Raw genomic sequence first — 20,489 nt, forward strand, 5'->3', positions numbered from 1 at the left:
TTTTGAGGTCTCGACAAGTGCGGACGGTCTTGGCAGAGGTGAGCCATGACACACAATGATTTGATCGCCCGTGGCCAGTCGGCCGCCTCTACCTCCCTACCAACTCTTTTGCTTGATCAAGCGCGCCATAAGCGCTTGAACTTTCAGGCCGCTGGCCTGTCTTTTGATTTTTCCCGCGCCCTTCTCAGCCAAGCGGATTTGGACGCCCTTTTGCTCCATGCCCAAGAAGTTGGACTAGAACAAGCACGATCCGATCTTTTCGCCGGGAAAGCAATCAATGTGACCGAGGATCGTGCTGTGATGCACATGGCTTTGCGTCAGCCAGAGCGGGAGTTTATGGCCAAGGGTGAAGCCATAAGCGCGGCTGTGCGCGCGGGGCGTGCGGCGGCAACCGCTTTTGCGCGCGCTGTTCGCGATGGGTCGATTGCGGCTTCTGATGGTCGGCCATTCAAATCCATCCTCCATATCGGCATTGGGGGGTCAGACCTTGGCCCGCGCTTGGTCTATGAAGCCTTGGCTCCGACGGCGGGCAGCGACATTGTTTTGCGCTTTGCCGCCAATATTGAGCCCGGCGAACTCGCCGCAGCCCTTGTTGGCCTTGACCCGCGTGAGACCTTGATCCTGTGTGTATCAAAGACTTTCACCACGCTGGAGACCTTGGAAAATCTCAAAGCGGCGCGGGCATGGCTGCAGGCCACTATTGGCCCAGACGACAGCGCGCATCTAGTTGCCATCAGTGCAGCCCCTGAAAAGACCAAAGCCGCAGGCTTTAGGCCCGACCGCGTGTTTGACTTCAAAGAATGGGTGGGTGGCCGCTTCTCGCTGTGGTCCGCGGTAGGCCTGTCGTGTGAAATCGCTCTGGGCCCAGAAGTCGTGGCAGAGATGCACGCCGGGGCCGCTGCGATGGACACTTTGTTTGAGACGCTGCCGTTGGCGGAAAACCCCGTCGTCATCGCAAGCCTGATCGGGTGGTGGAATCGGACCTGCCTCAATTTCAAGAGCCGCGCCGTTATTCCCTATGCCAAGCGCTTGCGCCTCTTGCCGCAATTCCTGCAGCAATTGGAGATGGAATCTAACGGCAAGTCGGTCGATTTGGGCGGTCACACGGTTGCAACTTCTGGCCCGGTGGTTTGGGGCGCTGAAGGCACTAATGCCCAGCATGCCTTCTTCCAACATCTGCATCAAAGCCCGGATGTCACGCCGGTTGAGTTCATCGCCGTCGCCCAAGATGATGAGGATGCACCCGTCCGCACCCGCATGACTTTGGCCAATGTCTTGGCCCAGGCCGAAGCCCTGACCCATGGCAAAAGCTTGGAGTCGGTGACACAGACGATGCAGGCAGGAGGGGCCAGTGCTGACCAGATTGCCGCTATCGCTCCCCACCGGGTTTTCAAGGGCAATCGCCCGTCCAGCTTTGTGCTGATGGACCGCCTAAGCCCCGGCAATTTTGGGGCTTATCTGGCCTTCTGCGAACACCGCACCTTTGTTGAAGGCAAGCTTTGGGGGGTCAATTCCTTTGACCAATGGGGCGTTGAACTGGGTAAAGTCATTGCCAGCGAAATCGACTTAGATTTGCAAAATGGCCCCAGTGATCGTCGTGACCCATCCAGTGTGGCGATGATTGAGAAGATACGCGCTTTGCGGGCTTAGCCAAACATCACTTTGGCGGCGGCAGCCTTTACAGGCAGGGTCTCAATCCCGGCATCCTTGAGGGTCGTAATCACATCCTCAAGGTTTTGCGGCGTGCAGCCATAGTCTGATGGGTCTGGTCCCACGTCATGGGTGAAAAAGATGATCCAAGCCTGCCGTTCTTTGGCCTCGGCGACCAGATCGCGGACGCGGCCAATATCGTGCTGACGTCGCTCAATCCCAATGGCGCGCAGATCTGAGAAATCCACCCGACCCACATTTAGGCCGCGATAGACACCCCGACAGGTAAAGAAGTGGCGGGCATAATAGGCTTTCGCTGCCAAACTGACCGCGCCATAAGGATAGGCAAAGCTGGTCATCCGCACATCCCCCAGCGTCTGGCGCATAAAGTCGGCATTGGCTTGCCGATCCTGATCGCGCCCGGCATCATTTAGCTTGGTGACAAAGGGGTGAGCATAAGTGTGGCAGGCGATTTCATGGCCAGCTTGATGCAGCGCCAAAAGGTCATGGCTTTCATGCTGGGGTCGGTCTTCAAACGTTTGACCCGTATGACCGCCACAGACATAGAAGGTGCCCTGGATCTGGGCGCGCTCCAAAATGGGTGCGCCGACGCGGGCTGCGGAGAATGGAATGTCATCAAAGCTGATCGAGGCGACCGCTTGGGACAGGCGTGATTGGATCGGGTTCAGCGGAATGGCGCGCGTGATGGCTCCTTCAATCCGGGTCAGAAGGCCAGTCGCCATGATTACACAGCCTCCGTGGTGCGCGCAGGCACGGGTTCGACGAGGGGCAAATGGATGCGCACAATGTCGCTGCCTTCAAAGTCGGCGGGCAAGCTTTTCCGCAATTGGCCGTGGCTGTCGTCTGCCGCTTCCAGAATAAAGCCGAGGCCTAAGAAGAGATCGCGTGCAGGGCCATTTCGGGCTGCTTTCTGGTACGAGATCGAAAGCGCCTCTGCCCCGGCAGTATGATAGCGCGCGGCCAGCCACGCAAAGAAAGCCGCTTCGACCCGTTTGCGCTGCACGCGGCAGCTCATGAAGAAGTCGCGGATATGACCCGTCTTGGGGTTGCCATAGGCAAAGCCGATCAGGCCATAATCGCCAAAGCGGTCGGCACAGCGCAGCGTCCAAGCCTCGCCACCAGTTTCGTCTGACACCATGGCAGCGACATCATCGCGGCTATAGCGGGTCGCAGCAACATTGAGTTGGTTGGTCCGCTGCGACAATTCATAGACCCGCTCAGAATCCTCAAGCGACAAGGGGGTGAGGGTCAAAACCAGATCGCAATGGCGCAGGAATTGGTCCATATCCCCAGCCGCAGACTCGGCGGCTAAGGCGCGCTGGGCTTCCACGGCATAGAGCGCGCGGCGGCCTTTGCTTTCCGGCGTCACCGGCACGTCAAATTGCGGGCGATCCAACAATGTAAGCGCCTCTGTTTCGGCCAATACGGTCACATAAGGATGGGCTTCGCCCACTTCGCCGCGCTCAAATGGCTGATCGTCAAGGAAGACGAAGGAATCGAGGCCAAGATTGAGCGTCTCAGCAATGCGGGCCAAGGCTGCACTCTTGGGGCCCCAGCTGATTTGAGGGGCGAGCATGAATTCAAGTAGGCCATGATGGGCGAGGGCGGCAATTGCCTCATCATGATTATTCTTGCTGGCCACGGACTGAAGAATACCGCGCGCATCAAGGCCTAAGATCACGTCGCGAAGGCCGGGCTTTACAACCACGCCTTCGGGCCCATCTTCAACCAAAATGCCGTCCCAAATCGTATGGTCGAGGTCCCAGACCACCACTTTGGCTTTGGCGGCAGGGGCGCTGAGTTTCGGGGGGCTAGTTGTTTCCACCGTCTTGGCCCAGCTTACAAAGTCACACAAGCCAAACAGGACTTCCAGACCTTCGGCTTCGCCCACCGGCTCGATTTGAACCAGATAATCCTGTCCAAGATCGATGGTGCGCGCAATATCTGCAACCGGGATCGAGACCCGGGTCCAGTCAGCCTGTAATACGAATTGTCTTTGAAATAGGGCGGGGTTGGTCTTGTCGACGGGTACTAAGGTCACGGTGAATGAAATGGTCTCGGCCGATAGGGCTGCCCCTTCGATCAGGAAGGCATCAAATGCGCCAGAAGCCCCTTGGCCCAAAGTTTTGTGCTTTGCCGTGCGTGCACGGGCCTCTCGCCGGGCTAAAGGTGCCAGACCAAGCCCGAGGGCTGGTTGTTGGGCTTGTTCTAGGGCAGCGGCTTCAGCTTTGTGAAGCGCGCCAACTGGACCACGTCCCTCTAGCTTGCCCCAGCGGCGAAACGCGATCCGAGTCAAAGGCGTGTTGTGGATTGATCCCGTCTCAATGGTTTCAATGCCATGGGCAAAGCGCCGGCAATGGCCATCGGGGCGCGGGGTGTAGAAACTGCACGCGGTGTAACAGGTGGGCGCAGCACATTCGGAACAATGCTCCCCCCACACAATCATGCTGCGGCTTTGGATCAAGTCATAGGTAGCGGCGCGTGCATCGGCCATGGCTTCAGGCAGCCGCATGCGGGCCTGAGCTTTATCCAGCGCCACCGTCTCTTTCATTACTAGACCCCTTTGAAGCCTCTCTAACAGGTCGGGCTTAAAAAACCATTTTCCAGCTTGGTTCAGCGCTGTCTGCAACAGGGCATGCAATTTGACTTCACCTGTGCTAGGGAAGTCCTCAAATTTCTGAAAGGCCAAGACCCTGTCGTCCGAACTAAGTGATACTCAAAACCCAAATCTGAAAGACATCATCCTCACATCTTTGGATGACGACCAAGCAGAAGATGTGCTGTGCATTGATTTAACTGGCAAAAGTTCCATCGCCGATGCCATCATCGTCGCTTCTGGCCGTTCGCAGCGCCATGTGGCCGCGATTGCAGACCATATTGTGCGCAAGCTGAAGGATGCCGGCGTTGGCAAAGCGCGGGTTGAGGGCTTGCCCAATGCCGACTGGGTATTGATCGATGCTGGCGATATTGTCGCCCATATCTTCCGTCCAGAAGTGCGTGCCTTTTATGCGATTGAACGCATTTGGACTGGCGAAACCCGTCATGCGGCAGGTGCTGCTTGAATGTGACTTTGGCTGCCATCGGGCGGCTTAAGGCACAAGAACCCGAACAAGCGATGACGCTCGACTGGCTTGGCCGTGCCGATGCCATGGGCAAGCCCTTGGGCATTAAGGCGGTTCGCTTAGCCGAAATTGACCCACGTTTGCGCGAACCCGACCGCGATAAGGAGGCAGCGGCCCTTTTGGCAGCGATTGAGGCGGGCAGTTTCATTATCGCGCTGGATGAACGCGGCGAAGCGCCCGGTTCTGTCGGCTTTGCTAACCGTTTGGCCAGCCTGCGCGATCAAGGCCAGCGCCATATTGTCTTGGCCATTGGTGGCCCGGATGGACATGGCAAAGCCTTAACCCAAGCTGCTTCCATGAAACTGGCCTTTGGGTCCTGGACCTGGCCACACAAGCTTGTACGCGCCATGGCCGCCGAACAAATTTATCGCGCCATTTCCATCCTTGCTGGCACACCCTATCACCGGGTTTAAGGCCCATGTAACGCCAAGATGACCGCGGCCGCAAATCCGGTTATCTCTCCAATCATGCGCAGATTTCGGGCGATCCTTCTGGTGGGTGTGACGCTGGGTGCAGCCATGCCTGTCTATGGCCAAAGCTCTGCCGAACAAGAGCTGAAGCGCCTTGAAGCTGAGCGCTTACGGCGTGAAGAACGTGTAGGGGCCCTCGTTGATGATGCTAATCGCGTGGCAAGCGATGCTGAAGCCTTAAGAAAGAAGCTTGTTGCAGCCGCAGAAGATCGCGATCGGCTTGAGCGCGAGGTAGAACGTTCAGAAGTGCGTTTGATCCAAATGCGGGCGCAGGAAAAGCAATTAAATGCAAAGCTTGCTAACAATCGTGATGCGCTAGAAGATGTCGTTATCGCCCTGATTGCGATGGAAAGAGACCGTCCACCGGCTTTGGCTGTGCGGCCCAAGAATGCCGCCGAGGCCGCCCGTGTGGCGATCTTGATGGGTGAAATTGCGCCCCTTCTCGATGATCGCGCCAAACAGGCTGCAGCTGATATTGCGCGCCTCCAAAGCCTGCGTGAGTCTATTCTGATGCAAAACACCAGCTATCGGGAAAGCAACACCCGTCTGATGATTGCGCGGCAGACGATTGGCGCTTTGATTCAGGAAAGGCGCATGGTGCAGGCCCGCATCATGCGTGATGCTGACACCGAGCGGGCGCGAATTTCAGAAATTGTCCGCCGCGCCAACGATTTGCGCGATTTGGTGATCCGCTTGGGCGGCTCGGTTCCGGGGCTAGACCTTCAAGCGCAACAGGATGGGTCAGACTTTGCGCGTGGCTTTGACCGCGCCATGGGGACGGTAACCTATCCGGCCTATGGCCAAGTTGTGAAAGGCTTTGGCGCTGCGCTGGAAAGTGGCGGCCGCTCTGAAGGCATTACCATTCGCACCCGCCGGTCGGCCCAAGTTGTTGCCCCATTTGATGGTGAGGTAGAATTTGCTGGCCCCTTCCGCTCCTATGGACGGGTGATGATTTTGAATGTCGGCAATGGCTATCATATTGTTTTAGCAGGCATGGCGACGATTTATGTTGAAGCAGGCCAGGAAGTTTTGGCTGGCGAACCGATTGGCGAGATGGCGACCGATAGTCGCATTGTCCCAGACCTTTACATGGAAGTGCGCAAACAAAGTACGCCACAAAATCCCAATTTGTGGCTCAAGCGGCCAAACGGCACCTGATTTCGCTTTCGCGCCGATGCCGGACTGTAGATTAAATCACCGCAATCAACTGCGGTAGGTGGTGCTTAACCACTTTGATTAGACTATATAGATAAGACAAGTTTGTTGATGATCTCATGGCCTTAGCCACTCGGAGTAGTTGCATATGACAGATTCCCAAAAGACACAGCGCTGGTGGATTGCGCCAGTCTTGGCCGGAACATTGGGACTGGGTGCCGCTTTGGGCGCAACGGCAGTTGCATGGTCGGCGGGTGGTCGACCTGACAGCGCTGCGCCTGCTGCAAAAGGTGAAGACACCCTGCGCCAGCTTGAGATTTTTGCCGATGTGATGGCGCGCGTGAAAACGGATTATGTTGTGCCGACCAAGGACGACAAATTGGTGGCCGCCGCCATCGATGGCATGCTGCAATCGCTCGACCCGCATTCGAGCTTCCTTGATGCCGAAGCCTTTAACAATATGCAGGTGTCGACCAAGGGTGAGTATGGCGGTATCGGGATTGAAGTCACCAGTGAAGATGGTGCCGTGAAAGTCATCTCGCCTATGGATGACAGCCCAGCTGTGCGGGCGGGCATTAAGGCTGGCGATAAATTGATTGCGGTGGACGGCGTTTCCATCCTCGGCTTACCCCTTGATGAAGCCGTCAAGAAGATGCGCGGGCCGGTGGGAACCTCAATTGATGTTACCGTCGCACGCGAAGGTCAGGAGCCGTTCGTAGCCAAAGTCATGCGCGAAACCATCGTGCTGAAACCGGTCACCAGCAAGATTGAAGGCGATTTTGGCTATATCCGTATCTCGACCTTTGTGAATGAGCGCACTTCGGAAGGCTTGAATAAGGCGGTTGATGATATTCAGCGCCAATTGGGTGGCCGCTTGAAGGGCATTGTGCTGGACTTGCGCAATAATGGTGGGGGTCTGCTGGACCAAGCCATTGAAGTCACCGATGTGTTTATGGATCGTGGTGAGGTTGTTTCCACGCGGGGCCGTCGCCCAGACGACATCCAGCGCTATTATGGCACGCCGGGTGAGCGTTTGGCCGGTGTGCCGATGGTAATTCTTATCAATGAGGGCACGGCTTCGGCGTCAGAAATCGTTGCGGGCGCGTTGCAAGATCGCGGTCGGGCAACCATTGTCGGCATGGCCTCATTCGGCAAAGGCTCCGTCCAGACAGTGATCCCCCTGCGCAGTGGCCGCGATGGCGCGTTGCGGCTGACGACCTCGAAATATTACACCCCCGCTGGGCGCTCCATCCAAGGTGCAGGTATTGAGCCTGACATTGAAATCAGCGCCGTTCGCATCACCGAGGAACAACTCAAAGAGCGCAAGGCTTTATTCCAAGGTGAAGAAGATCTGCCCCACGCGCTCGATAATGAAAGCGGTGTGAAGCGTAAGCCACCTCATATGCCAGCCGAAATGCCGCCCGTGGGTTGGAATGAGAAGGAAGATTATCAGCTAAAGCGTGCCTATGAGCTTCTTGCTAAAGGTCTGCCCAAGCGCACACCAGCCGTCACCACCCGTCGTGCGGAAGTCAAGCCAGGAGAGGGTGCACGCGCACCCGTGTCCGGGGCACCTGTTACGCCAAATTAAGGCCGATCCGTCGCATGGTGGCGCGGGTAGCCCAAGTAAGCCTGCCATCTGGGCGCAGTATTGAGGCTTGTTTTACCGGTCGTCGCGGTGCCAAGCGCCTGACCATGCGCGTCGACCCGATCAAGCGCCGCCTCGTCGTCAGCGGGCCACTGCGTGTCTCACAAAAGCAGGCCTTGGGCTTTGTGCAGGAAAATGCGGCTTGGATCGAAGCGCGCCTGGATGCTTTGCCAGAACCAGCCCCGTTTGTTGAAGGGGCAGAAATCGTGTTTCGGGGAAGGCCGACGCGCTTGGTCCGCGTGCCCGGACGCGGTGCCCCGATTTATCAGGACGGGCTTGAGCCTAGCTTGGTGATTGCGGCTACGCCTGCCCGTTTCAGTGCGCGGGTTGCGGCAGCCTTGAAGGCCTTCGCCCAATCAGATGCTATCCATTATGCCGACGGCTTTGCTCCACGCCTTGGGAAGGCACCAACCTCAATTGCGCTGCGCGATACGCGGTCGCGCTGGGGCTCGTGCACCTCGCGCGGGGACATCATGCTGTCATGGCGCTTGATTGGGGCACCGCCCAAAGTGTTCGAATATGTCGTGGCTCATGAGATGGCGCATCTCTTAGAGTTGAACCATTCGCCAGCCTTTTGGGCCCATGTGGCCCGCCTTATGCCCGACTGGAAACCTGCGCGCGCCTGGCTGAAAAGCCAAGGTGGCCAGCTTCAAGCCTTGGGCAGCTGAGCGCGTTTTGATCCGTTTGGATCAACGTTGCTCAACCAAATTCCGCCGCCGCTGACAGCACGCGATAGGGCGGCCGCCCCAGGGCTGCAAAGCCAATGGCTACCCCTGCCAGTGCAAACACCGCCACGGCACCCCCGACGATGGAGCCAACAAGGCCGATGTTCAAAATCCAATCGGCTTCCAGCACTTGGGTTACGATCGCATAGGCCGCCCCAAGGCCAAGGCCTGCCCCGATCAGCGCCGCAATCAGGCCCGCGCAGGCTTGCTCAATCGCCATGGCCCCCACAATCCGGGCGCGACTGGCCCCAAGACTTTTCAGGATTGCGGCTTCATAGAGGCGTCTGCGACTGCCCGCAGCCAAAGCCCCTGCAACCGCAGCCGCGCCTGCAGCCAACGCGACCGCCGCAATCGCCTGAATGGCGATAGCGAGGCTTTCAAACAAATCGCCTGCTGCTGCCAAAGCATCGCGCACCCGAACAATGCCCACGGCTGGAAAGTCCTTTGCCAAAGCTTGGGTCATGGCCGCCTCTTCAGCAGGCGTCAGGCGCGCAATCGCGAAGTGACGGAATTGGGCGCCTTCAAACGCGCCCGGCGCAAAGACGACCGCGAAGTTCGCACCAAAGCCCCCCCAATCGACTTTGCGGAGGTTTTCAACTTTGGCCTCAATCTCGCGGCCTGATACCAATATGCCAATCGTATCGCCAACTTTGGCCCCAATGCCTTCGGCTGCTTCAGCCTCAAGGCTGACTTTGGCTTCAAACGGGTCGTTATAATCTTCTGGCCACCAGGTGCCAGCTGTCAGTTTCGCGCCTTCGGGTTGCTTGGCCTGCCAAGTAGAGCCAATTTCTTGTTCCACAAACCAACGCTCGGAAGGTTTGACTTTTTCAACGTCGATCTCTTGGCCATTGAGCGAGATGACCCGGATCGTCATGACGGGTGTGCGGCCATAATCATCTGACTTCAGGCGGGGAACGGTCGCTTTCACCAAGGCATCAAACTCAAGCGCTTTGAGGTCGGGGATTTCGGTATAGGCCACACTTGGGGCTTTGGCCGGGGCTGTATCGCGTACTTGAGCGACAAGGTTTGACTGGATTTGCCCCAGCGCCACCAAAAGGGCGAGGCCCAAGCCCAAGGCAGGGGCTGCTGCTGGTGCGAGGGAACCGGGGCCGCCGAGGGCTGCAAGCCCCAATCCCCAAGCCCCGCCGGGTCGGGGGGCACGATGGGCCAGCACTTGAGCGGCTTTGCCCAGACCGTAAAAGGCCAGCCAACCAAGCCCTGCGCCAATCGCCAATAGGATTGCCATCACGGGATCGGGGCTTGTTAAAGCAAACAGGCCGGCCAGCGCCACAAGGCCCAGCATGGCCGCGATACGTTCTGCCAAAGGCGTTGGGCTATCGCCACCGCCCCCGCGCAATAGATGGGAAGGCGGCGTTGCGCGGGCCGCCCCCAAAGGTGGGGCAGCAAAGGCAAAGGCACATAACAGGCCAATCCCGGCAGCGGCCGCCAAAGGCTTTGGAAACAGCGTCAGCTCAATCGGGATGGGCAGGGCACTGCCATAGGCCCAAGAGGTCAAGAAAGGGGCCGACCCGCCAATCACCACCCCCAAAAGCGCCCCCAAAAGTGCCAAGCACAAAATCTGCAGGCCATAAGCCAATCGGACATCGCCGCCCGAAGCCCCCATGGCCTTTAGAATGGCAATTGAGCCGCGCCGGGTTTGCAAATGCCCGCGCACCGCCCCTGCGACGCCTAAGCCGCCTGCCAGAAGGGCGGCGAAGCCCACACACGACAGAAACAATTCCACCCGATCCAGCGCCCGATCAAACCCTTCTGCCGAGCGGGATTTATCGCGCAACGACACCTTGTCATTTGGAAAGGCCTTGTCGAAGGCGGCTTTGGTTGCTGGTGCCGTGGCTGGATCTTTAAGCTTCACCCGAAGGGCGGAAGAAAACAATGCGCCCGGTTGGGCGAGATTGAGGGGCTTAAGGGCAGCAGTCGACACCATCAAGCGCGGCGAAAAGGCAAACCCACGACCAAGAGCGTCGGGCTCTTTCAACAGAACCGCTCGAATCTGCACCTTGCCATAGGGCAAAGCAATCTCATCGCCCACGTTCAGCTTAAAGGCATCGAGCAAGGCCTGTTCAGCGACCGCGCCCCAAACACCATTTTTCTCCACCAAGAGTTCTTGTAAATTCTGTTGCGGCGCAAGAGTGACAGTGCCTTCCAGCGGATGGACTTGATCGACCGCGCGCAATTGGATGAGGCGACGCACCTCACCGGATGTGCCCATCGTATTGCTATCAATCGCCAGCGAAGTGGTGCCGCGCGCATTGAAGAAGGCCAATTGTTCGGGGCTTGGTGTGCGCTGACGCAGGTTCAAGACAAAGTCGCCACCTAAGATGCGACGCTGCTCGGCATCCAGGCCAGAGCGAAAGGCCTGCGCCATACTGCCTGCGGCAGCAATGGCCGCAACGCCAATAGCAAGACAAACCAGAAACAGGCGGAAGCCCTTAATGCCGCTGCGCAGCTCTGCCACCGCAATGTTGAACGCATAGGACCAGCGCGTCACGAAGCAACCTTCCCATCTTCCAAGCGCACAATCCGGTCGCAGGCGGCAGCAAGGCTTGCTTCATGAGTAACCAAGACCAAAGCTGCGCCTTGGCTGCGGGCGGCATCAAATAACAGATCGCGCACCGATTGGCCTGCCGCTTGGTCAAGATTGCCGGTTGGTTCATCGGCGAAGATCAGTTTGGGTTGGATCACGGTAGCACGCGCCACGGCGACGCGCTGTTGCTCCCCACCCGATAGCTGGCTGGGGTAATGCTTAAGCCTGTGGCTGAGGCCCACTTTTTCAAGCGCGGCAGCAGCCGCCTCGCGGGCCGCTTTACCCGTTGAAATATCGGCGGTTTCAAGCGCAGTCGCGACATTTTCCAGCGCCGTCATATTGGGAAGGAGGTGGAAGGCTTGGAACACAATGCCAATTCGCCCACGCCGCACTGCGGCTAATTGATCTTCACTCAGACCCACAAGCTCTGTGCCCAACAGCTTGACGGAGCCGCCGCTTGCGGGCTCGAGCCCCGTCGACACCGCCAAGAGGCTGGACTTGCCAGAGCCTGACCTGCCGGTGATGGCGACAATTTCGCCTGCTCGGATCTCGCCATCAATCCCTTTGAGAATGTGGACGGGGCCATCGGCACCCGGCAGGGATAGGGTTACGTTTTCAAGCGAGAGGACAATATCATTCTGGGTCATAGACTGCACATAATCTAGAAAGGGGCTGTCGCAATGGGTGCGAAGGCTTAAATAAGCGTCATGTTGCACTTGCCACCATTTTTCACCACCCGTCGAGCCTTTGTGACCTTGAGCGCGGCACTGCTGCTGACGGGCAAGGAAGCTGCCGCCCAAGCCGGCAAAGCGGCCCGCCCTCGACCCTTTACGATTGTTGCCTTTGGCGATTCCTTGACCGCAGGGCTTGGCGTCAAGCGCAGCGAAGCCTTTCCTGCCCGCTTAGAGGCTCGGTTGAAGGCGGCAGGCTATGATCTGCGTATCGCTAATGCGGGCCTGTCGGGCGACACAACGGCCGGGGCCTTGGCGCGCTTTGATTTTGCCGTCCCGCGCGGGACGGACGCGGTGCTCTTGGCCATTGGGGCCAATGACATGTTGCAAGGGCGCAGCCCGGAAGATGCCAAGAAGAATATTGATGCCATGATCACGCGGGCAAAAGCGCGTGGCCTTAAAATCGCTTTGCTTGGCATGCGGGCCCCCAGCAACTGGGGCGCAGATTATCGTGCACGCTTTGATGGGATTTATCCCAGCCTTGCCCGCAAGCATAATATCCCGCTTGATCCCTTTGTGCTGGAAGGTGTGGCCCTTAACCCCGCGCTGAATCAGCCCGACGGCATTCATCCAAATCCTGCAGGTGCCGACCGGATTGCCGCCCGCCTTGTGCCCTTTGTGGCAAAATCATTTGGTCTTAAGCCCAAGCGCCCCTAAACCCTGCTCGCCGCTACAAGGAATTCACCCATGATCATGAAACCACTTGGCCGTACTGGCCTGTCCGTCCCGCTGATTTGCCTCGGCACCATGACTTATGGCGAGCAAAATACCGAAGCCGAAGGCCATGCCCAAATGGATTATGCCTTTGAGCGCGGCATCAATTTCTTTGATACAGCAGAGCTTTACGCCATCCCCCCGCGCCCTGAAACCAGTGGCGCGACAGAGCGCATTATCGGCACCTGGATGAAAGCGCGCGGCAATCGCGACAAGATTTTCCTTGCCTCCAAAGTGGCTGGCCGCTCGCCGATGAATTGGTTCCGCGACTCGGGCGAAGGCTCCCGCGTCAATAAAGCCAATATTGATGAGGCGATTGAAAAGAGCCTGAAGCGCCTACAGACCGATTATATCGACCTCTATCAAATCCATTGGCCCGACCGCCGCGTGAATATGTTCGGCGGCTGGAGCTATCGCGATTATAAGGATGATTACACCTCTTTTGAGGAAGTGTTGGCGGCCTTGGCCCCCTGGGTCGACAAGGGCGTGATCCGTCACATTGGCGTGTCGAACGAAACCGCTTGGGGCGTAATGCGCTTTGTTCAAGAGGCTGAGCGCAATGGCCTGCCGCGCATTGCGACGATCCAGAACGCCTATAATCTCGTCAATCGCACGTTTGAAACCGGCCTTGCCGAAGTCTCCATGCGCGAAAATGTCGGCCTTCTGGCCTATTCGCCTCTGGCGCAGGGCTATTTGACCGGCAAATATCTGGGTGGCGCGCGTCCACCCGGCGCGCGGACGACTTTGTTTGAGCGCGGTCAGCGCTATCAGGGGCCGGGGGCAGAGCCTGCGATCAAATCCTATATCGAGCTTGCCGCCGCCCATGGCCTGACACCGGTGCAACTGGCGTTGAAATTCTGCGCGACGCGGGAATTCATGACTTCCGTCATCATCGGGGCGACGACGATGGAGCAATTGAGCCACGCGATTGAGGCCTTTGATAAGCCTTGGACGCCAGAACTCGAAGCCGCGGTTGAGACCTTGCATTCGACCATCCCCAATCCCTGCCCCTAAGTTCAGCCAACCCCATGCTGCGCCTCTTTGTTGCCTTGCCTTTGCCAGACGCGATTGCCGATGCTGTGCAGAAAACCCAAAGCGGCCTCGAGCGCGCGTCGTGGAGCAAGCGGGAGAATTTGCACATCACCCTGCGCTTTGTAGGTGAGGTGGATGAGGCCAAGGCGGCTGACTTGGACTTGGCTTTGGCCGATATCCGGGTTGCGCCCTTTGAAGTGGCGCTGCAGGGCTCTGGCTTTTTCGGCCATGCAAAACCCCATGCTGCTTGGATGGGCGTTGCCCCCAATGAGGCGTTGACCCTCTTACAACGGGCGTGCGAACGGGCCTGTCGACAGGTCGGTCTTGACCCTGATACCCGCGCTTACACCCCCCATGTCACGACGTGTTATCTGCAAGATGGCCATAATCTCGAAGCGGTGATCGCCTATCAAACGCGCCATAATCTGTTCAAGGCAGGGCCATGGACCGCCGACCGCTTTTACCTCTATGCCAGCCACATCTCGAAGAAGGGCTCAAACCTTTATAGCGTTGAGGCGGAATATCCACTGATCGGCTAGAGCAGGACTCGTTTCGATAGAAACGATGGAGCCTGCGACCAAATAAAATTAGAGCAGGACTCGTTTCGATAGAAACGATGGAGCCTGCGACCTCTAAAGATAAGCCCCAATTTGCCACGGCACAAATTCTTCATCGCCAAGGCCCAAGGCTTCTGACTGGGTAAGCTTGCCAGAGGCGGTTTCGATCAGCGCTTCAAAAATGCGCGCACCTGCTGCCTCGATGCTCTCGCCCGAAAGAATGGGCGAGCAATCAATATCCATATCCTCATCCATATGGCGGGCGAGGGCTTGGTTGGAAGCAAGCTTTAAGCATGGGCTGGGTTTGGAGCCAAATACGCTGCCACGCCCGGTGGTAAAGGCGATCAGGTTCGCGCCTGACGCAATCTGGCCCGTCGCGCTGCAGGGGTCATAGCCGGGGCTATCCATGAAGACAAAACCCTTTTCAGTGATGGTTTGCCCATAGCGATAGACGGCATTCAAGGGCGTGGAGCCGCTCTTGGCCACGGCACCCAGCGACTTTTCCAAAATCGTGGTGAGGCCGCCTGCCTTATTGCCGGGGGAGGGGTTGTTATCCAAGCTCGCCCCATGCTTGCCGACATAATCCTCCCACCAAGCCAGACGATCCTTCAGGGCTTGCGCAACCTCTCCATTCTTGGCGCGTTGGAGCAAAAGATACTCTGCGCCATAGATTTCAGGGGTTTCTGACAGAATGGCCGTGCCGCCATGCGCCACCAATAAATCACTGGCCGCCCCCAAGGCGGGGTTCGCGGTGACGCCAGACCAGCCGTCTGATCCGCCGCACTGCAGGCCCAGGGTCAGGGCGCTGACGGGGGCGGTTTTACGGCGGGCTTGATTGGCTTCTTGAACCAATTCATGCACCAGCCCCCGCCCATGCTCAATCGCGCGTGCTGTGCCGCCCACATCTTGGATGGTGAACGTGTGTAGCCGGTCAGAACGGGCAAGGCCCATGTCTTGGACCAAGCGGTCTAACTGATTGACTTCGCACCCCAGCCCGATGATGACGACCGAATGGAAATTGGCGTGGCGGGCATAGCCAGCCAGAGTGCGCTGAAGATTATCAACCCCATCGCCTGTGCTCGCGGTACCGCAGCCCGTGGTATGGGTGAAAGCGGCCACGCCATCGACATGGACGAACTCTGCCATGCGGTCTTCATGGAAATGGGCCGCAATACGTTTTGCAACGGTCGCCGAACAATTTACTGAAGTCAGTACCCCGACATAGTTGCGCGTGCCCACTTGGCCGTCAGCACGGTGATAGCCCTCAAACGTGCGTGGGTGCAGGACAGCTGGAAGTGGCCGCACATCGCTGCCGATCTTGGCCTCGTGGCTACTGGCGACAAAGCCCAGATTATGGCTGTGGACATGGGCCCCGGCCTCAATCAGCTGCAAGGCTTGGCCGATGATCGCCCCATATTTGACGATGGCCTCGCCTGTTTGGATTTGCCGCAAGGCGATCTTGTGCCCGGCTGCGATGGGCTCGCGCGCACAGATATCGCCAATGCCCAGCGCGTCACCCGCCGCCAAGGGTACCAAAGCAATGCCGACATCATCGGCGGCATTCAGGCGCAGGACTTTCATAGTGCCGCCTCTTTCTGAACCCGCGCTGCAACCGACGCCCGAGCACCTTCTTTTAGGAGTGTATCGAGGGCCTCCCCAATGGCGGTTACAAAACGAGGATCGCGCGAAAGATCTGGGCCAAAGACAGCCTCAAGCGAACAAAGGCTTGCGGCCTTTTCAAACCCGTTCTGGCCCTTTTGATACAGCACACGGGTTTGGGCTGCGAAGGGGTCTTGGACCTCATAAGGCTGTCCCTGCTCGTCGACGCCTGCTTGCCAGCGCATCCAGCCGGCAACGGCCAAAGCAAGGCAGGCAAAGTCTTGCCCGCGTGATATTCGGGTCGCAATGGTTGCCAACAAACGTTGCGTCAATTTCTGCGAGCCATCCATGGCGATCTGATAGGTCTTGTGCATCAAGGCCGCATTCTTAAAGCGCCGCTTGAGGTCGCCGCGATAGGCTGCCAAGTTAAGGCCCGGAGGTGGGGTCAATGTGCTTTCGGCTTCATCTTGCAGATGATCGACAAAGCGCTCAAAGGCGGGATTGGCCATGGCTTGATCCACGGTCGGATAGCCCGCCAAATTGCCGAGATAGGCGAGGGCAGAATGGGCGCCATTTAACAGGCGCAGCTTGGCCATTTCCCACGGCGCAACATCATGGGTGAACTGCGCGCCGGCCAATTCCCAGTGCGGTCTTTCGCCAGCAAAATGATCCTCAATCACCCATTGTGAGAAGGGCTCAGTCTTCACAAGGCCTAAGTCTTGCACGCCGAATTCTGCGGCAAACAGGGCCAAATCATCGGGCGTGGTGGCGGGCACAATGCGATCAACCATGCTGGCCGGGAAAGCACCAAAGCGTTCAATCCAATCGGCAAGGCCCGCGTCTTGTGCGCGGGCAAAGTCTAGCACGGCTTGTTTCAACCGCCCGCCATTGTCGGGCAGATTATCGCAGGACAAAGCGGTGAATGGGGCAAGGCCAGCCGTTTTGCGGGCGGCTAATGCTGCAACCAACAGGCCCGGTGCCGTGGCCGGTGCATGTGGCCGCGCCAGATCAGCAGCAATGGCTGGATCATCCATCCGCAGCGCGCCCGTGGCGGGATCAAGGTGATAGCCTTTTTCGGTGATGGTTAGCGTCACCACATGGACGTCTTTATCGGCTATGGCCGCAATCAAGGCGGTCGGGTTTTCCGGCGCAACAAGGACTTTTTTGATCGCGCCAATCACACTGGCCCGGCTTTCGCCGCCTTCGCGCACCAAGCAGCTATAGAGGCCCTGTTGCGGGTTGAGTTGGTCGGCCACCTGTGGGTTGCGCAGGCTTGCCCCTAAAATGCCCCAGCGCAGATCGCCTGCACAGAGACAGGATTCGCTATAGATGGCCTGATGGGCGCGGTGAAAGGCACCTACGCCCAAATGCACGTGGCCTATGCGCACCGCGCTTCGATCATAGGCAGGCCCCTTGAGACCGCTTGGGAGGTGGCTGTCAGAAAGACGTGTCATCTCACAACCGATAGGCTTCTTTGGCCAGCCGATAGGCGAGGTCATAAGCGATTTCAGCCGCTTCATCGGCTTCTAGGCGGTGGTCGCACACCAATTGCGCCAGCCACGCACAATCCATGCGGCGGGCGACATCATGGCGGGCAGGAATGGACAAGAAGGCGCGCGTATCGTCGTTAAAGCCAACCGTGTTGTAAAAGCCCGCCGTCTCGGTCGTCATTTCGCGGAACCGCCGCATGCCTTCGGGGCTGTCATGGAACCACCAAGCAGGCCCCAGTTTCAGCGCAGGGTAATGGCCCGCCAAGGGGGCTAGTTCGCGGGCATAAGTGCTTTCATCCAGCGTAAAGACAATGACCGACAGGCGCGGATCATTGCCATAGCGATCCAGCAAAGGCTTAAGGTCGCGGACATAATCGGTGCGGGTTGGAATATCGCTGCCCTTATCGCGACCAAAGCGGGAAAAGACGCCCGCATTATGGTTGCGGAAACTGCCCGGATGGATTTGCATAACCAGGCCGTCTTCAAGGCTCATGCCCGCCATTTCAACCAGCATATGGGCCCGGAAAGTCTCCGCATCTTCTGAGGAGACAGGGCCGCGTGTAACGCGCGCGAACAATGTTTCAGCCTCTGGGCCGCTCAAGTACAGGGTCTTCGCCGTCGGATGACCATGATCGGTAGAGGTCGCGCCATGGGCTTTGAAATAGGCCCGCCGATCGCGAAGGGCCGCCAGATAGCCCGCATAGGTCAGCGCGTCTTGGCCTGTGATCTCGGACAAGGTGCGCAGATTATCGACAAAGCCCTCATAATCTGGGTCGAGCACGGGGTCTGGGCGGAAGGCCGTGATGACGCGGCCTTTCCAGCCAGAGTTGGCGATGGCTTGGTGATGCTCCAACAGGTCCAGCGGGCTTTCGGTGGTGGCGATCACTTCGATATTAAAGCGCTCAAACAAGGCGCGCGGCAGGAAATCATCTTGGGCAAGCTTTGCTGCGATCACCTCATAATAATGATCCGCTGTATCGGGGCCAAGCCGGACCTTCAGACCAAAGACGTGTGAATAGACCCAATCATGCCAGAGGCGTGAAGGGGTGCCGCGGAAGCGCCAATAGTTTTCTGCAAACAAGCGCCAAATCTTGCGCGGGTCCGTCTCCGTCCAGCCGCCATCGGCACGCGGCACGCCCACGTGCTCCATCGGAATGCCCTGACTATAGAGCATGCGAAACACATAATGGTCCGGGGTAATCAAAAGCTCTGCTGGATTGGCAAAGGGCGCATTTGTCGCAAACCAAGACGGATCGGTATGGCCATGAGGGCTGATGATCGGCAGGTCTTTGACGGTCTCATAGAGCGTGCGCGCCATGGTGCGCTGGGCGGGGTCGGAAGAAAACAAGCGGTCCGCATGCAGGCTGAGGGCGGTGGCAGAGGGGCGGGGCATAAAGGTCATGATGAGGTCGCAAGTCCGCGGTAGGTGAAATAGGTAAAATTGGCTGCCCCGGTGCCGCTGACATACAGGGCAGGCTTGAGGCTCAAGAAGTCGCCATCGGTATTGTGATGATAGCCCGAGACTTCCATCTGAACTTGGAACTTCGTCCACGCCTTGCCGTCCAGACTATGGTGGATGGTCACAATATGGCGGTCGTTGCGGATGCGCAGATAAAGCGTTTGGGCAAGGCCTGTTGGCGCACGGGATCGGCGTTGGCGACCATAGCGGTGCATAATGAGGCCGTTGCCGTCAAAGCCGAGACCCGCATAGAGCCGCTTGGAATAAAATAGGAGGAGGCCAGCCTCGGCTCCGGGTTCTAGCGTAATTTTCGTCTCCACCTCATAGGCCAAATCGCCCGCGATCACGCTCACGGGTGAGGCATTGCTGGGGCTGGTGCCCTTGGCCGTAAGGCGCAAGCCTTGTGGGCCGATTTGGAAGCGGCGGGCTTCATCGCGGGCAGGCTCATAAAAGGACCAACGCGTGCCCAAATGATTGCCGGAGAAGTCATCCGACAGTGACTTTCCATGCGGGCTGATGGGCCGCTTAACAGGCTTTGGCAGAGGCTGTGACAGGTCACCACCCGCAGCTAAAGGCCAGCCGTCTTTTGTCCAGCGGACGGGGTCGAGCAGCATTTGTCGACCCAAGGTCCAAAAGCCATTCTCATAGCCGTGATAGGCCATCCACCACGACCCATCGGGCACTTCGATCAAAGTGGCATGGCCGCGCGACCACCATTTTTCTTCCGCAGACCAGGTGCGGACAATTGGATTATGAGGGCAATCCTCCCACGGTCCGCCCAAGTCCTTGGCCCGGGCCACGATGACCATATGGCCGGTAGGTGGGCCGGCCGTGCCGCCAACGGCGGTAATCATATACCAATAATCGCCGCGCTTGGTGATTTTTGGCCCTTCGGGTGAAAAGCTCTCAACCGTCCAATCGTCTGGATAGCGCCACGGGTCATAGATATGTTCAACCGGCCCTGCCGTCGAAAGACCATCGGCAGCCAAAGCCACCCGGTCGCCACCACTGAGGAACAGCCAACGTTGGCCTGCCTCATCAGCCACATGGTCTGGGTCGATATGAGCCGGCAGTTTCAGATCGATCGGCTCACTCCATGGCCCCTCAATCGTGTCGGCGTGGATAACATAGATGGAGCGATAGTCAGAGGTCCGTGCTGGAATATAGAGGTAGAAATGGCCATTGTGTTGGGCCAGCGCAGGGGCCCAGACAGAGCCGATATAGGTCTTGAGGGCGGCCGTCACGGGGGCCCAATTCACCAAGTCTTTCGACTGCCAGATGACAAGGCCCGGATAGGCCTCAAAGCTCGAGAAGGTGAGGTAGAATGTGTCGCCGACGCGGATCAGAGCAGGGTCTGGATGGTCGCCTGGAAAGACGGGATTGAGAAACCGGCCATTGCCAAGATCAGCACGTCTTTGGCCATCAAAGCCTGTCGCCCATTTCTGCTTGCGCCACGCGGCGCCATGCGGCGAGAGCAGGCCCTCTTGTCGAGGTGCCGCAAAAAGACCTGACGGAGACACGGTCGAACTGGCAATCAGCCCAAACGTGCCCCCAATCAGGTCCCTGCGGTCCAC

At 58.2% G+C, this 20,489-nt stretch carries 17 protein-coding genes; 9 read left to right on the forward strand and 8 right to left on the reverse strand.

Annotation, left to right across the window (positions count from 1 at the left end; translation table 11 throughout):
• Positions 1-45: 45 nt before the first annotated feature.
• On the forward strand, positions 46-1,650 hold the full coding sequence (gene pgi / locus IOB61_RS06035) for a glucose-6-phosphate isomerase (protein WP_290813670.1): 1,605 nt from the start codon (positions 46-48) through the stop codon (positions 1,648-1,650).
• Here the strand turns inward: pgi and IOB61_RS06040 are convergent.
• Both IOB61_RS06040 and IOB61_RS06045 read right to left on the reverse strand, forming a co-directional pair.
• Positions 1,647-2,393, reverse strand: a complete 747-nt coding sequence (locus tag IOB61_RS06040) for a polysaccharide deacetylase family protein (RefSeq protein ID WP_290813673.1) — start codon at positions 2,391-2,393, stop codon at positions 1,647-1,649. The genes pgi and IOB61_RS06040 overlap by 4 nt on opposite strands.
• Before the next feature lie 2 nt (positions 2,394-2,395).
• Positions 2,396-4,222, reverse strand: coding sequence for an HAD family hydrolase (locus tag IOB61_RS06045; protein WP_290813676.1), 1,827 nt, complete (start codon positions 4,220-4,222; stop codon positions 2,396-2,398).
• Between the two features lie 190 nt (positions 4,223-4,412).
• Between IOB61_RS06045 and rsfS the strand changes: the two genes are divergently transcribed.
• The 5 genes from rsfS (at position 4,413) to IOB61_RS06070 (ending at position 8,731) form a co-directional block, all read left to right on the forward strand.
• A complete protein-coding gene (gene rsfS / locus IOB61_RS06050; protein ID WP_367272818.1) occupies positions 4,413-4,733 on the forward strand; it encodes a ribosome silencing factor in 321 nt (106 codons plus the stop codon).
• 2 nt (positions 4,734-4,735) lie between these two features.
• A complete protein-coding gene (locus IOB61_RS06055; RefSeq protein WP_290813777.1) occupies positions 4,736-5,206 on the forward strand; it encodes a 23S rRNA (pseudouridine(1915)-N(3))-methyltransferase RlmH in 471 nt (156 codons plus the stop codon).
• 18 nt (positions 5,207-5,224) lie between these two features.
• A complete protein-coding gene (locus IOB61_RS06060; protein ID WP_290813679.1) occupies positions 5,225-6,421 on the forward strand; it encodes a peptidoglycan DD-metalloendopeptidase family protein in 1,197 nt (398 codons plus the stop codon).
• 145 nt (positions 6,422-6,566) lie between these two features.
• Positions 6,567-8,006 carry a S41 family peptidase gene (locus IOB61_RS06065; RefSeq protein ID WP_290813682.1) on the forward strand — a complete coding sequence of 480 codons (1,440 nt, stop codon included), beginning with the start codon at positions 6,567-6,569 and terminating at the stop codon, positions 8,004-8,006.
• A 14-nt stretch (positions 8,007-8,020) separates the two neighbouring features.
• On the forward strand, positions 8,021-8,731 hold the full coding sequence (locus IOB61_RS06070; RefSeq protein WP_290813684.1) for a M48 family metallopeptidase: 711 nt from the start codon (positions 8,021-8,023) through the stop codon (positions 8,729-8,731).
• 31 nt (positions 8,732-8,762) lie between these two features.
• Here IOB61_RS06070 and IOB61_RS06075 read toward each other — a convergent pair whose 3' ends face one another.
• Positions 8,763-11,297 (reverse strand): FtsX-like permease family protein, encoded by a 2,535-nt coding sequence (locus IOB61_RS06075; protein ID WP_290813687.1) that lies wholly within the window; start codon positions 11,295-11,297, stop codon positions 8,763-8,765.
• Complete coding sequence (locus tag IOB61_RS06080; protein WP_085341099.1) at positions 11,294-11,980, reverse strand: ABC transporter ATP-binding protein; 687 nt, start codon at positions 11,978-11,980, stop codon at positions 11,294-11,296. Before IOB61_RS06080 ends, IOB61_RS06075 begins: the two co-directional genes overlap by 4 nt.
• Positions 11,981-12,040: 60 nt before the next feature.
• Here IOB61_RS06080 and IOB61_RS06085 point away from each other — a divergent pair, with 60 nt between their 5' ends.
• From IOB61_RS06085 to thpR, 3 genes are read left to right on the forward strand one after another with little or no spacing between them, the layout of a single operon-like run.
• Positions 12,041-12,721: an arylesterase gene (locus IOB61_RS06085; RefSeq protein ID WP_290813693.1), complete on the forward strand. Its 681-nt coding sequence runs from the start codon at positions 12,041-12,043 to the stop codon at positions 12,719-12,721.
• Between the two features lie 30 nt (positions 12,722-12,751).
• Positions 12,752-13,792: an aldo/keto reductase gene (locus IOB61_RS06090; protein ID WP_290813696.1), complete on the forward strand. Its 1,041-nt coding sequence runs from the start codon at positions 12,752-12,754 to the stop codon at positions 13,790-13,792.
• Between the two features lie 14 nt (positions 13,793-13,806).
• The gene (gene thpR / locus IOB61_RS06095) at positions 13,807-14,349 is read left to right on the forward strand and encodes an RNA 2',3'-cyclic phosphodiesterase (RefSeq protein WP_290813699.1); all 543 of its coding nucleotides are present in this window, start codon (positions 13,807-13,809) and stop codon (positions 14,347-14,349) included.
• 93 nt (positions 14,350-14,442) lie between these two features.
• Here thpR and IOB61_RS06100 read toward each other — a convergent pair whose 3' ends face one another.
• Genes IOB61_RS06100 through IOB61_RS06115 form a run of 4 tightly spaced genes read right to left on the reverse strand, consistent with a single transcriptional unit; the run spans position 14,443 to position 20,489 of the window.
• Positions 14,443-15,948, reverse strand: coding sequence for a UxaA family hydrolase (locus tag IOB61_RS06100; RefSeq protein WP_290813702.1), 1,506 nt, complete (start codon positions 15,946-15,948; stop codon positions 14,443-14,445).
• Positions 15,945-17,420, reverse strand: coding sequence for a mannitol dehydrogenase family protein (locus IOB61_RS06105; protein ID WP_290813705.1), 1,476 nt, complete (start codon positions 17,418-17,420; stop codon positions 15,945-15,947). The genes IOB61_RS06100 and IOB61_RS06105 overlap by 4 nt, the downstream gene beginning before the upstream one ends.
• 1 nt (position 17,421) lies before the next feature.
• Positions 17,422-18,849 carry a glucuronate isomerase gene (uxaC, locus tag IOB61_RS06110; protein ID WP_290813780.1) on the reverse strand — a complete coding sequence of 476 codons (1,428 nt, stop codon included), beginning with the start codon at positions 18,847-18,849 and terminating at the stop codon, positions 17,422-17,424.
• A gap of 5 nt (positions 18,850-18,854) precedes the next feature.
• On the reverse strand, positions 18,855-20,489 hold the full coding sequence (locus IOB61_RS06115) for a family 43 glycosylhydrolase (RefSeq protein WP_290813708.1): 1,635 nt from the start codon (positions 20,487-20,489) through the stop codon (positions 18,855-18,857).

The organism is Aquidulcibacter sp. (genome assembly GCF_020253525.1).
GTDB lineage: Bacteria > Pseudomonadota > Alphaproteobacteria > Caulobacterales > Aquidulcibacteraceae > Aquidulcibacter.